The organism is Corallococcus sp. EGB (assembly GCF_019968905.1).
Lineage (GTDB): Bacteria > Myxococcota > Myxococcia > Myxococcales > Myxococcaceae > Corallococcus.
Genome location: NZ_CP079946.1, coordinates 6775823 through 6788290, shown reverse-complemented (window position 1 = coordinate 6788290; position 12468 = coordinate 6775823). Strand labels below are relative to the sequence as shown.

The window sequence follows — 12468 nt, the reverse complement described above, 5'->3', positions numbered from 1 at the left end:
GCGTCTTCAGGCCTGGACCAGCTCGATGGGGCTGCCTTCGGGGACGTGCTTCATCGCCACGGAGTTCATGCAGTAGCGCAGCCCCGTGGGCGGCGGACCGTCCGGGAACACGTGGCCCAGGTGGCCGTCGCAGCGCGCGCAGCGGACCTCGGTGCGAATCATGCCGTGCGACACGTCGCGGATCTCCGTGACGGAGTCCTTCGACAGCGTCTGCGTGAAGGACGGCCAGCCGGTGCCGGACTCGAACTTCGTGCCGGCCTTGAACAGCGGGTTGTGGCACCCCGCGCACACGTAGGTGCCCGGCGTCTTCGTGCCGAGGAAACAGCCCGTCCCCGGGTACTCGGTGCCGTGCTGGCGCAGCACCTGGAACTCCTCGGGGGTGAGGCGCTTGCGCCACTCGTCGTTGGAAAGAATGAGCTTGTCCGCCATGGGTCCTCCTCCACGTTTCGGGCCAGGGGCCCGGAGCACGGCCTTGGATGCACCGCGAGCCTTCGCGTCGCACCCTATACCAGGGAGGCAGGCATGGGGCCGGCCCCCCAACCGTCCTCCGCGCGACACGACGACCCTTGTGGACGATGGGTTGGATGGCCGTGCGCCGGTTGTACTTCACCGAGACGCGGTGCACGCGTCACCAGGAGGCCTGCCCATGCGGATTTCCGAGCTGATGCAGAGGGACGTGAAGACCATCGACGCGGATGAGTGCCTGCGCTCCGCCGCCGAGCGGCTGGACACCGCCAGCCTGGGCGCGCTGCCCGTCACCGAGCACGGCCGGGTGGTGGGCCTGCTCACCGACTCCGAGCTCTTCCTGTGCTCCACGGTCCACGGACACGACCCCGACAGCACCCCGGTGCGCGAGGCGATGACGGCTCCGCTCGTCACCTGTCCGGAGGACGCGCCGCTGGAGACTGGCGAGCGCCTGATGGAGGAGCACCACCTCAACCGCCTGGTCGTCGTGGACGCCGAGCACCACGCGGTGGGGCTGCTCCGCCTGGACGACGTCGCCTCGGAGCCCCTCACGCTCTTGCGGCCCGGCGAGCCGCTGGAGCACCTGAGCCTCTACTCCTGATGGACCGCTGGCGCACTCACACGTAGGCGCTTCCTCGGGCCGCGGCGCTGGCCGCGGTGAAGCCGCGCTCGAGCAGCTCGAGGAACGGCTCGGGGGAGATGGCGGCACGGGCTGACCGCTGGCGGCGCAGGGCCTCACGAAAGGCCACGCGCCAGGTACCGACCAGCAGCGCGGCGACCAGACGCGCGAGCGGGTCGCCTTCCGGGGCGCTGGCGCTCGCGGCGAGCATCCGGCCGAGATCCCGCTCCACCTCGTCGGACAGCTCGCGCGCGCGGGCCCGGAGGGCGGGGCTGTCGGCCACGACCTTCCAGAAGCCGGCGATGCCGGGAGTCATCTTCACGAACCCGTGGCGCTGCTCGACCAACGTGTGCGCCAGCGCCCGCAGCGCCGCCACCGGTGCGCGGCGCCCCCGGCTGTCCAGTGCGTCGCGCAAGAGCTTCTGCACATCGTCGCTCCGGTCGAAGAAGAGGTCCTCCTTCCGGGGGAAGTAGTTGAACACCGTCACCTTCGAGACGTCGGCCGCGGCGGCCACGTCGTCGACGGTGACGTGCTCGAAGCCGCGTTCTTTGAACAGCTCCGTGGCGATATTCGAGATGAGCTGGCGCGTCTCCCTCTTCTTGCGCTCACGCAGTCCATCGGGATGGGGGCTCGGCGCACGCGGCCGGCGTTCGCGCTGGCGGTCATTCTGGGGCATGTCTGAATCATATACTGGGTTCAAATTTGTACTTGGTAAAAGTTTGTGCCAGGTTCATCGACATGGAACAGCGTGGAGTCGATGTGGTGGTGGGGGCGGGGCCCACGGGCCTGCTGCTGGCGAGCGAGCTGGCACTCAATGGAGTGCGAGCGGTGGTGCTCGAGCGGCGCAGCGAGCCCGATCCGGTCCTCAAGGCAGGCGGCATCGGGGCCGTGGCCAGCGAGGCGCTCCAGCGGCGGGGGCTGGGCCCGGCGCTCGACGCGGAGGAGGCCGCGGCGCTCGAGGTGATGAAGGCCTTGTCGCGGTCATTGGGAGGGCAGGAGAGTCCACAGGCCGTGGGGGCACGTCGCGGCGGTGGCCACTTCGCCGGGCTGTCGCTGATCGACCAGGCCTTGCAACGCGAGCCCGGCCGGAGGTTGCGTGGGGTCCCGCAGGCTGGAGTCGAGCGCATCCTGGCCGGGCACGCGCATGCGCTCGGGGTCGAGGTGTGGCGTGGCCATGCCGTCGAATCGTTCGAGGACACCGGCGCTCGAGTGCGGGTCGAGGCACGGGGCCCTGACGGTCGGCGGTTGCTCGAGGCGGCATTCCTGGTGGGCTGCGACGGAGGCCGGAGCACGGTGCGCAAGCAGGCCGGCTTCGACTTCCCCGGCACGGAGCCGACCCTCACCGGCCACCAGGCCCTCGTGGAGATCGATTACCCCGAGCGGCTCCTTCCACTCGGCTGGCGGCGCACGGCCGGGGGGATGATGTCCTATGGTCCGATCCCCGGGCGCGTGGCCGTGTTGGAGTTCGACGGACCGCCGGCCCATCGCGATGCGCCCGTGACGGCGGCGGAGGTCGAGCGGAGCCTGCGGCGCGTCAGCGGGGCGGACGTGCGCATCACGGCCCTGCACTCGGCGACGCGCTTCAGCGACCACGCGCGGCTCGTGTCGACCTACCAGCGGGGGCGCGTGCTGCTGGCGGGGGATGCCGCCCACGTCCACTCTCCCTTCGGAGGGCAGGGGCTGAACCTCGGCCTGCTCGACGCGGTCAACCTCGGCTGGAAGCTGGCGGCCACGGTGCGGGGGCGCGCCCCCGACAGCCTCCTCGCCACGTACACCTCCGAGCGCCACCCGGTGGCGGCGCGCGTGCTCGACAACACCCGCGCGCAGCTCGCGCTCATGCGCCCCGACCCCCAGACGACCGCGATGCGTCAGCTCATGGCCGAGTTGCTGACCACCTACGCGGACGTCAATCGCCACTTCGGCGAGATGATCAGTGGCATCGCGACGCGCTACGACCTCGGTGATGAGGATCCGCTCGTCGGGCGCCTCATCGCCGATACCGAGCTGACGGTCGATGGAGAGCGCACGCGCCTGTACTCGCTGATGCGCGATGGCCGCGGGCTCATCGTCGATGGCGACGGCGTGGCATCCGGGCAAGGCGCCGCGTGGCCACCCCAGCTTCGAGTGGTGAAGGCTCCCGGAGCGCGCTCGATGCTGGTCCGCCCCGATGGCTGCATCGCATGGGCCGGGCGCGAAGGCGGGCTGCGCCCCGCGCTCGAGCGCTGGTTCCCGGCCCCCTGACGGTTCATCCCCGCGCTCCACCACGAGGCCGGGGTGCGAGCAGCGGCCCACACCCCGGCCCCTTTGGTCATCCCACCACGGCCGGCTGGCACGCGGCGGACAGCCACGCCACCGCGTCATCCCAGGGCAGGTCACGCTGCGAGCCATCGCGCATGCGCAGGCGCACGCCCTTGGACTCCACCTCGCGACCCCCCACCACCGCGAGGAACGCCACGCCGTCCTCGTGCGAGCCCAGGACCTTCTTCGACAGCGACTCATCGCGCACGTCCGCTCGCGCGCGGCAGCCCGCCAGCCGCAGCCGCGCCGCCAGCGCTTCCGCGTACGCGGCGGCCCCCGCGCCCACGGAGGCCACCACCACCTGCTCGGGCGCGAGCCACGCCGGTAGCGCGCCCCCGTGGTGCTCCAGCAGCATGCCGATGAAGCGCTCCAGGCTGCCGAACAGCGCGCGGTGAAGCATCACCGGGCGCAGGCGCTCTCCGGACGCCCCGGCGTAGTGCAGGTCGAAGCGCTCGGGCAGCACCAGGTCCAATTGGATCGTGCCGCACTGCCACGCACGGCCCAGCCGGTCCTTCAGCACGAACTCCAGCTTGGGCCCGTAGAAGGCGCCCTGGCCGGGCTGGTCCTCGTACTGGAGGCCCGCCTGCTTCGCCGCGGATTGCAGCCACGCCTCCGCCTGGTCCCACAGCGCGTCACTGCCGGCGCGCATCGCCGGACGGCTGGAGAAGGCCACCTGCACGTCGTCGAAGCCGAAGCCCGCGTAGAACGCCTTGAGCGAGCGCACGAAGCGGATCACCTCCGCCTCCACCTGCTCCGCCGCGCAGAAGATGTGGCCGTCGTCCTGCGTGAACTGGCGCAGGCGGAACAGCCCGTGCAGCGCGCCGCTGGGCTCGCTGCGGTGCACCAGCCCGAACTCCCCCAGGCGCAGGGGCAGGTCGCGGTGGCTGGGATTCATGCGCTGCACGAGCTGGATGTGGCCCGGGCAGCTCACCGGCTTGAGCGCCAGGTTCCGCTCGCCGTCAGGCAGGCAGAACATGTTCTCGCGGAAGTTCTCCCAGTGGCCGCTCTGCTCCCAGAGCGGTTGGGAGCACAGCTGCGGCGTACGGACTTCGCGGTAGCCCTCCTCGCGCATGCGCTGGCGGACGTGGTCCTCCAGCAGCCGGTACAGCATCAGCCCGCGCGGGTGCCAGAACACCATGCCCGGGGCCTCCTCCTGCAGGTGGAAGAGGTCCAGGCGCTGGCCCAGCGCGCGGTGGTCGTGTTCGTCGAGCATCGTCGTCTCCGTGTGTCGGTCGGGATGAAGCAGCCGGGGCCGGACACGGGGCGTGTGAGGTGCACGGTCGCCCCGGCCGGAACTCGGCGGGGCGGGAAACCGTGCGCTCGTCAGGCCACCGACACGCGCACCGAACCCACACCCGCCGAAGCGGTGGTGGTCTGGGTCGCGGTGGTGGTGATGACGAGGTTCACGCGACAACAAGTGCGCCTGAAGGCACGGAAAGTCAAGCCGTGCTCCGGGACAGGGCGCCTCAGCCCAACAGGGACAGCAGGCCGGCGAGCCCCACGAAGAGGTAGAAGAGCGACTCGCCCGCGATGAGGCCGCCGCCCACCAGCGACATGGTGCTCATGTCCTCCGGCAGCACCGTCTCCCCGGGCGCGGGCTCCTTCCGGAAGCGCTTGGACACGGTGTTGAAGGCGGACGTGAGGATGCCGCCGACGCCGAACCAGACGGCCGCGGGCAGCGCGATGAAGCCGCCGAACGCGTACGCGTAGGGACTGGCCAGCACCAGCGAGTCCATGGCCCAGCCCACGCCGAACCCCGTGCGCGAACCCTGCACGTAGCGCAGGTAGGCGGGGTGGCGGCGCACCACCTTGCGGATGACCTCCAGCGTGAAGCCGATGCCCAGGCCCACGAGCAGCGCCGTCACCTTGTGCGCGGACAGCGTGCCCAGGTCGCGGATGGCGCCCACGAACTTGTACGTCATCGCGGAGCTCCACTGGGCCACCTTCACCTCCGGGTGGTCCAGCTGGTTGACGGACAGCACCGGGTAGGCGCCCATGAACACGCGCGCCAGCACCACGCACAGCACCGCGCCCATGAAGATGCCCAGCACCTGGTAGCGGAACTGCACCACGCGGTTGGTGCCCAGGCGCCACCCGGTGGAGCGGTCCTGCTGCATGTCGCAGCCCACCGACGTGGAGATGAGCAGGATGGAGGACGCCATCAGGCCCACCAGCGGATCCTTCAGGCCCAGCAGCGACATCAGCAGCACCGACATCACGAAGGCGCTGGAGATGGGGTTGTTGTCGCTGATGCCGTATGCGATGCCGTTGATCAGCACGAACAACAGCGACAGCGCGAGCCCGAAGATGATGAAGCCCGCGGGCTGGTGCAGCACCTGCGTGGCCACCACGACGACGGCCGCGCCCCAGCCGACCACCCAGGCGATGAGCCGGGGCACGTTGACCTTCTTCCACGCGGGCTCGTCGTCCGCAGGGGCCTGCGCGCGGCCCCGGATGCGGTCCACCGCCTGCACCGCGAGCAGCGCCAGGTCCACCAGCGCCGCGCCGCAGATCATCGCCAGCGAGACGAGGAAGCCGATCTTCCGGTAGGGATCCTGGGGCCCCAGCCAACCCATGCGCTGCAGCGCGGGCGTGATGGCGAAGCCGATGACGCCCATGAGCATGGCGGGCACGGTGATGCGGCTGCCCACGACCATGCCGGCGCCCACCGTGGAGCTGCTGATGCCCAGCGCGGCGATGGCCGCCACCTTCTCCGTGAGCCACGCGGCCAGGATGCCCAGGCCGGTGCCGCCGCCCAGCTTCGCGATGGAGGCCTTGAGCAGGCGCTTGTCCGTGAGCGCGCGCAGGATGTTGGCCACCGCGTAGCCGGACGGGTAGTCCAACTGGAGCTTGTCCACCAGGAGCGGCGTGTAGAGCATGCCCACGCCCACGCCGAACATGCCCACGCAGCCCACGAAGAGCATCAGCTGCCATGCGGGCGGCTGGGGCATGCCCAGCCACACCATGGACTGGATGAGCACGGACATGGCGCACAGCGAGGCGACGGACGCGGCCATCGTCTGCATGTAGTTGGCGCCGTGCTTGCCCTCCGCGCCGTAGCCGTAGGTGACGACGCTGCCGAGGATGCCGGACAGCACCTGGCTGGCGACGAAGAAGCCCAGGCTGAAGTTCATGTACGACGCGGCCACGCCGCCCAGCGGGCCCAGGAAGAAGATGGCCACCGACGCGAGCAGCGCGTGATACTTCCACGTGCCCACGGCGGGCAGGAAGCGGAAGCGCGGCGCGACGGCGTCGGGCGCGGAGGAGCGGGGGACGGAAGGCTCCGGCAGGAGCGGCTCGGCGGGGTGGGCCATGAGTGTGGGAGGGTATCGGCCCCGCTGGAGGGCCACAACCCGTCCGGGCGCGAGCGGCCCGGCGGCCGGTCGCAAGCGCAAGCCCTTGCGAAGCCCCGGGCCGCCATGCGAGTCCGCACGCATGCGATTCACCCTGCACCGAGGCGTGAGCCTGGCCGTCCTCGCCTCCGCCCGCACGGAGGCCGACCACCACGAGGACCTGGGGTGCAGCATCCAGGGCCCCACCGCGCGGCCGGTGCGCCGCGCGCAGGTGCCGCTGAAGCGCCACATCGCCGCGCTCGGCCGCGAGGGGGCGTTGCGCGAGGCGGACGCGCTCATCCGCTGGCTGGAGGACACGCCGCGCTACGCCGCGCTCTGCCAGGGCACGAAGCGGCGCATGGGCCGGCGCGTGCTGCGCGAGGACGTCCTCTTCCCGGATCCGCTGCGCCACCGGCCGCGCGTGCTGCACCTGCGCCAGGGCTCGCTGGGGCTGGACGTGCCGGTGCGCGCGAAGGACTGGCCGGTGGTGGCGGACCTGTTCGCGTCGCTCGCCCGGGGCGCGACGCGCGAGGAGTTGGGCGCGCTGGCCGCCGCGCCCGTCGTGGACGGGCTGCTCGGGGAGCTGTCGCAGGCGGGCTGGCTCGCGCGCCATGCGGGGCCGGTGGCCGTGCCGGGGCCGGGCGCGCTCTTCGTGGGACACAACACGGTGCTGGTGTCGGGCAGGGAGGGGCGCGTGCTGGTGGACCCGTACTTCCGCCCCATGGGCGAGGTGGACCTGCCCGGTTATGGGCCGGTGCAGGCCGGAGACCTGGGCCGCGTGGACGCGGTGGTCATCACCCACTCGCATGGGGACCACTTCCACCTGGGCTCGCTGCTGCCGCTGCCTCGCGACACGCGCATCTTCGTGCCGGCGGTGGCGCGCGAGAGCCTCTTCTCCACGGACTGCGCGCTGCGGCTGACGCAGCTGGGCTTCACGCGCGTGGAGCCCCTGCGCTGGGGCGAGACGCGGCAGGTGGGCGACGTGACGGTGCACGCGCTGCCCTTCCATGGCGAGCAGCCCACCGACGGCGAGGGGCCCCATCCGGACCTCTTCAACGAGGGCAACACGTGGCTGGTGCGCTCCAAGGACTTCTCCGCCGCCTTCTTCGCGGACGCGGGCCATGATGTGCGCGGGGACATGGCCGCGGTGTGCCGCCGCGTGCGCAAGCAGCAGGGGCCGGTGGACGTGCTCTTCTGCGGCGTGCGCGGCTTCCGGCTGCCGCCCATCTTCTTCGGCTTCACCACGCTGGATGCGTTCCTGGTCAACGTGCCGCGCGGTGCGCTCACCACGCCGCAGCGCCTGATGGCGGGGCCGGAGGAGGCGCTGCGCTACGGCGCGCTCCTGGGCGCGCGCTACGTGGTGCCCTGCGCGGACGGCGGCGCCCCCTGGTACTGGCGCGAAGGCATGGGCCCCCGCTACGAGGGCTATCCGGGCGAGCCTGTCGCGGGCGCGAGCCAGATGGACGAGAACCCGGACGCGGATCCGTATCCGGAGCGGCTGGCCCAGGTGCGCAAGGAGCAGGGCAGTGGGCCGCGAGCGCTCCTCCTGCGGCCCGGCGAGTCCCTGCGCTGGCGGGGCGCGCGCAACCCGGAGGTGCTGAGCACGCCGGGCTTCGAGTGGCCCTTCGGCCACTGGCGCGAGGCCGGACCTCGGCCGCGCAGTGCGTCGCGGGCACGCCAGCGCGAGAAGACGTAGAGCGGCGGCTCCATGTGCGACACGAACGTGGGACACGGGTTGTGACCCGCCGGGTTGCGGCCCACGCCCGGCGATGAGCTCCCGCGCTCCGCTCCGCCGCGGCGCGGGCTTGACGTCCCCGGCCCGGAGCGCCCATGTCGTCCCATGGCCGCCGAGCTGGATGCCCACACCCGAGGTCGGACCGCGCGCGGGCGTCTGCGCGCACTCGACGCATACCTTTGCCACTTCGAGGCCCCGCTCCTCACGCGTGGGGACGGCCCCTGGGCCCGGGCGGTCTTCGTGGACGTGGGCTTCGGCGAGCACCCGTGGACCACGCTGGAGAGCGCCACCGCCTTCCGCGCGCTGAACCCGGAGCTGTCCGTGGTGGGCGTGGAGCTGGACCCCGAGCGCGCCGCGGCCGCCGCGCGCCATCACCCGGAGGCGCGCACGCACTTTCGCGAGGGCGGCTTCGCGCTCCCGCTGTCACCGGACGAGCCCGCCCGGCTGGTGCGCGCCATGAACCTGCTGCGCCAGGGCCCGCCGGAGCGCATCCCAGAGGCCCACCGCGCGATGTCGCGGCACCTGCTGCCCGGCGGGCTGCTCGTGGAGGGCTCGTCCGACACGGATGGCGCGGTGCTGGTGGCCCACCTGCTGCGCCGGACCTCCGGGGCGGAGGTCCCCGCGCGCGAGGGGCTCCTCTTCCACACCGACTTCTCCCGCGGCTTCGCTCCGTGGCTGCTGCGCGACTGGCTGCCCCGGGACCTGCGCCGCCGCGTCCGCCCTGTCGACCCCATGCACGCCTTCTTCCAGGCGTGGGAGGCGGCGTGGAAGGCCGCGCGCGAGGCGGGCCACACCGCGCCGCCGGAGGCCTTCGCGGAGTCCGTCGTGCGGCTCGCGCGGATGACCCCAGGGGTCGCCACGGACGCGGGGCTGCTGACCCGGGGCTGCCTGCGCTGGAGCCCGCCCGGCGGCACTCCGGCCTGAGCCCGGTCACTCCCGGGGGCTGTAATCGTCACGGGGGCTGATCCCAAGTGCGGCAGGAAAAAGGTATTCTCCCGGGAATCGGGCTTCCGGCGCCCCCCGAACCGCTGGAAGCAGACGGCTCGACATGAACAGGCACCTTCTGACGCTTCTCGCCGCGGCGCTGATGGCCAGCACCGCTGTCGCCGGCCCGTCGACCCCTGACCTCGGGGGCGGTCGTCTCGCGCAGCGCCCCCCTCGCCAATCCCGTCGTTCGTCGGCGCGCCCGCGCCGCGAGTCCGACACCGCGAAACTGGAGCATGAGATGGAAGAGGCCGTTTACTCCGATGATGCCCCCGCGGCCGTCATCGCTGCCCGGCCCCCCGCGTTGCTGTTCTCCGCCAACTTCTACGGCACCCTGGCCGCCGCCCGCTGTCTGGGCCGCCATGGCGTGGACGTGACGGTGGCGGACACGGGCCGGTTGGGGCCCGCCAGCTACTCGCGCTTCGTCAGCCGCCGCGTGCAGTGCCCGCCGGAGTCCCAGCCGGAGGCCTTCCTCCAGTGGCTGGTGGACTTCGGCCTGCGCGAGCCCGTCAAGCACGTGCTCTACCCGACGAGCGACGAGCTGGCGTGGCTCATCTCCGCGCACCGCTCCAAGCTGGAGGACCTCTTCCACCTCTACGACCCGGGCGTGGACGCGGTGTACGGCCTGCTCAACAAGCGCCGCCTCTATGAAGTGGGCACGGAGGTGGGCCTGCACCTGCCGCGCACCTGGTTCCCCCAGTCCGAGGAGGACCTGGAGCAGGTGCGCCGCGAGGCGAACTTCCCGGTGCTGCTCAAGCCCACCACGCAGATCCTCCACGCCACGCACCGCAAGGGCCAGCCGGTGTCGTCGCCGGACGACCTGGCGCGCGAGTACCGCGAGTTCGCGCGCGACACCTACGCGCCCATGCTCGTGAAGTTCGATCCGGCCGTGGTGAACCCCATGGTGCAGGAGTTCCACCCGGAGGCGGCGGAGGGCATCTACAGCCTCTCCGGCTTCGTGGACGAATCCGGTGAGCTCTTCGAGGCCCGCGCGGCGATGAAGGTCCTCCAGCGTCCGCGCCGCCTGGGCGTGGGCGTGTGCTTCGAGTCAGCGCCGCTGCGCCCGGACCTCGTCGCGGGCCTCACCCGGCTGTGCAAGAGGCTGGGCTACCACGGCGTCTTCGAGGTGGAGTTCATCCAGACGAAGGACTCCTACCTGCTCATCGACTTCAACCCGCGCTTCTACGGGCAGATGGGCTTCGACATCGCGCGGGGGCTGCCCCTGCCGCTGCTCGCGTACCACGCGGCCACCGGGGACCGGGACGCGCTCACGCGAGCGGTGGAGGACGCGCGCGACGCCTGCGCGGCGCACGAGGACGCGGTGTTCTGCAACCGCATCGCGCTGGAGATGCTGCTCAACCTCCAGCGGCTGTCCGGCGCGCTGCCCGCGGACGAGGCCCGGCAGTGGCGCCAGTGGTTCAACACCCACAAGGAGACGGCGGTGGATCCGCTCATCGACCGGGACGACATGATGCCCGCGGCGGTGGAGCTGGCCACCATCTCCTACGGCGCCGCGCGCCACCCCCGTGCCTTCCTTCGGATGATGGTGCTCAACCGCTGAAGGGCCGTCAGCCCGCGGCGCGAGGGGCCAGAGGCACCGGCTCATCGAAGGTGATCAGGTCCTCGTGCGTCTCCGCCCGGCGCAGGCGCCGCACCTTCCCGCCGTCCACGGCCACGATGGCCGGCTGCGGGAAGGAGAAGGACGTGCCGAAGGGCACGAAGTACGCGCCCGCGTCCATGATGGCCAGCGTGTCGCCCACCTTCAGCTCCGGCAGCCGCACCGCGTGGTACAGCGTGTCGGCCGGCGTGCAGATGGGACCCACCACCGTGTACGCGCGATGCGACGGCGCGGACGGCTGCTCCACGTGGAAGAGCTGGTGGTACTCGTTGCGCACGCATTCGGCGTGGTTGATGCCCATGTCGAGCACCGCCCACGTCCGCTCGCCGCCCTCCTTGAGCGCGTGCACGCGGCCCAGCAGCAGCTGCGTGTTGCCCGTCATCGCGCGGCCGGGCTCCAGGAAGATGCGCGGGCGCTTGCGGCCCTGCTTCGCGTAGTGCGCCTCCACCCGGGCCACCACCTTCGCCACGTACCGCTCGATGGAGAGCGCCGCCGCGAAGTCCGGCGCGGGCAGGTCGCGCTGGAACGTGAGGTTGAGCCGCCAGTCCCGCTGCTCGATGTGCTCCACCGTCGGCGTGCAGAGGCTGCCGCCCAGGTCCAGCACCTCCAGGTCCAGCCCCAGCTCGCGGTGCAGCGCGTCCGCGAAGTCCAGCACCGCGCCGACGAACGCCTCCAGCTCCGCCTCCGTGCGGATCAGCTCGCCCCGGTGCGCGTGCAGGCCCACCACGTCCAGGTTGCCCAGGGCCAGCGCCTGCCGGTACGCCGCCAGCGCCTGGCCCCCCGCGATGGGCGTGCCGAACTGCGACGTCCAGCCCGCCATCGTCGTCACCCGCACGGCCACGCGCGGGCGCTTGCCCAGCTCCGCCGCGTGGCGGGAGAAGACGTCCAGCTCCTCGCGGTGGTTCGCTGCCAGCAGGCCGATGCCCCGGGTGATGGACTCGCGGATGGACGCGTCCGACTTCACCGGGCCGTTGTAGACGATGCGCTCCGGCGCCACGCCCAGCTTGAGCGCGAGCCACAGCTCATAGGCGGAGATGACCTCCGCGCCCACGCCCCGCGCGTGCAGCGCGGACAGGACGCCCGGCACGGGGTTGGTCTTGTATGAGTAATACACCTCGCAGCCGCCCGCCGCGCCCGGAGGCACCGCCTGGAACGCGTCCGCGTTGCGGTGCAGCGCCGCCAGGTGCACCACGTGCAGCGGCGAGCCGTACTCCCGGGCCAGCTGGGCCAGCGACACGCCCTCCAGGAAGAGGCCCTGGCCGGCGCGCGACTCCAGGCTCCACGTCTCCGGGGGGAGGAAGGCTCTCGCGGGGGCCATCGCGCGCTGCACGACGGGGCCCAGGGTCTGCTTCAACTGGCGCTTGGCGGTTCCAACGAGACGACGACGCAGGCTCACGGGGAGAGGCCCTTTCAGGAA

At 72.0% G+C, this 12468-nt stretch carries 10 protein-coding genes; 5 read left to right on the top strand and 5 right to left on the bottom strand.

Annotated elements, in window-relative coordinates; translation table 11 throughout:
- Positions 1–6 precede the first annotated feature (6 nt).
- The gene (gene msrB / locus KYK13_RS27750; protein ID WP_223635520.1) at positions 7–429 is read right to left on the bottom strand and encodes a peptide-methionine (R)-S-oxide reductase MsrB; all 423 of its coding nucleotides are present in this window, start codon (positions 427–429) and stop codon (positions 7–9) included.
- 217 nt (positions 430–646) lie between these two features.
- Here msrB and KYK13_RS27745 point away from each other — a divergent pair, with 217 nt between their 5' ends.
- Positions 647–1066 (top strand): CBS domain-containing protein, encoded by a 420-nt coding sequence (locus KYK13_RS27745; RefSeq protein ID WP_223635518.1) that lies wholly within the window; start codon positions 647–649, stop codon positions 1064–1066.
- Between the two features lie 16 nt (positions 1067–1082).
- Here KYK13_RS27745 and KYK13_RS27740 read toward each other — a convergent pair whose 3' ends face one another.
- On the bottom strand, positions 1083–1760 hold the full coding sequence (locus KYK13_RS27740; RefSeq protein WP_223635516.1) for a TetR/AcrR family transcriptional regulator: 678 nt from the start codon (positions 1758–1760) through the stop codon (positions 1083–1085).
- Positions 1761–1822: 62 nt separating this feature from the next.
- Here KYK13_RS27740 and KYK13_RS27735 point away from each other — a divergent pair, with 62 nt between their 5' ends.
- The gene (locus KYK13_RS27735; protein WP_223635515.1) at positions 1823–3325 is read left to right on the top strand and encodes an FAD-dependent monooxygenase; all 1503 of its coding nucleotides are present in this window, start codon (positions 1823–1825) and stop codon (positions 3323–3325) included.
- Between the two features lie 67 nt (positions 3326–3392).
- Here KYK13_RS27735 and thrS read toward each other — a convergent pair whose 3' ends face one another.
- Positions 3393–4595 carry a threonine--tRNA ligase gene (thrS, locus tag KYK13_RS27730; RefSeq protein ID WP_223635513.1) on the bottom strand — a complete coding sequence of 401 codons (1203 nt, stop codon included), beginning with the start codon at positions 4593–4595 and terminating at the stop codon, positions 3393–3395.
- A gap of 253 nt (positions 4596–4848) precedes the next feature.
- On the bottom strand, positions 4849–6696 hold the full coding sequence (locus KYK13_RS27725) for an OPT/YSL family transporter (protein ID WP_223635511.1): 1848 nt from the start codon (positions 6694–6696) through the stop codon (positions 4849–4851).
- A gap of 121 nt (positions 6697–6817) precedes the next feature.
- Here KYK13_RS27725 and KYK13_RS27720 point away from each other — a divergent pair, with 121 nt between their 5' ends.
- The 3 genes from KYK13_RS27720 (at position 6818) to KYK13_RS27710 (ending at position 10994) form a co-directional block, all read left to right on the top strand.
- Positions 6818–8410, top strand: coding sequence for an MBL fold metallo-hydrolase (locus tag KYK13_RS27720; protein ID WP_223635509.1), 1593 nt, complete (start codon positions 6818–6820; stop codon positions 8408–8410).
- Positions 8411–8554: 144 nt separating this feature from the next.
- Complete coding sequence (locus KYK13_RS27715) at positions 8555–9373, top strand: methylase (protein ID WP_223635507.1); 819 nt, start codon at positions 8555–8557, stop codon at positions 9371–9373.
- Between the two features lie 301 nt (positions 9374–9674).
- Positions 9675–10994: a carbamoyl-phosphate synthase gene (locus tag KYK13_RS27710; protein WP_223635505.1), complete on the top strand. Its 1320-nt coding sequence runs from the start codon at positions 9675–9677 to the stop codon at positions 10992–10994.
- Positions 10995–11001: 7 nt separating this feature from the next.
- Here KYK13_RS27710 and KYK13_RS27705 read toward each other — a convergent pair whose 3' ends face one another.
- Positions 11002–12447, bottom strand: coding sequence for a pyridoxal-dependent decarboxylase (locus tag KYK13_RS27705; protein WP_223635502.1), 1446 nt, complete (start codon positions 12445–12447; stop codon positions 11002–11004).
- Between the last annotated feature and the right edge of the window lie 21 nt (positions 12448–12468).

What these genes read in the sequence shown, in the direction of transcription:
- msrB (WP_223635520.1), bottom strand. Translation starts at nt 429, where the DNA reads ATGGCGGACAAGCTCATTCTTTCCAACGACGAGTGGCGCAAGCGCCTC.
- KYK13_RS27745 (WP_223635518.1), top strand. Translation starts at nt 647, where the DNA reads ATGCGGATTTCCGAGCTGATGCAGAGGGACGTGAAGACCATCGACGCG.
- KYK13_RS27740 (WP_223635516.1), bottom strand. Translation starts at nt 1,760, where the DNA reads ATGCCCCAGAATGACCGCCAGCGCGAACGCCGGCCGCGTGCGCCGAGC.
- KYK13_RS27735 (WP_223635515.1), top strand. Translation starts at nt 1,823, where the DNA reads ATGGAACAGCGTGGAGTCGATGTGGTGGTGGGGGCGGGGCCCACGGGC.
- thrS (WP_223635513.1), bottom strand. Translation starts at nt 4,595, where the DNA reads ATGCTCGACGAACACGACCACCGCGCGCTGGGCCAGCGCCTGGACCTC.
- KYK13_RS27725 (WP_223635511.1), bottom strand. Translation starts at nt 6,696, where the DNA reads ATGGCCCACCCCGCCGAGCCGCTCCTGCCGGAGCCTTCCGTCCCCCGC.
- KYK13_RS27720 (WP_223635509.1), top strand. Translation starts at nt 6,818, where the DNA reads ATGCGATTCACCCTGCACCGAGGCGTGAGCCTGGCCGTCCTCGCCTCC.
- KYK13_RS27715 (WP_223635507.1), top strand. Translation starts at nt 8,555, where the DNA reads ATGGCCGCCGAGCTGGATGCCCACACCCGAGGTCGGACCGCGCGCGGG.
- KYK13_RS27710 (WP_223635505.1), top strand. Translation starts at nt 9,675, where the DNA reads ATGGAAGAGGCCGTTTACTCCGATGATGCCCCCGCGGCCGTCATCGCT.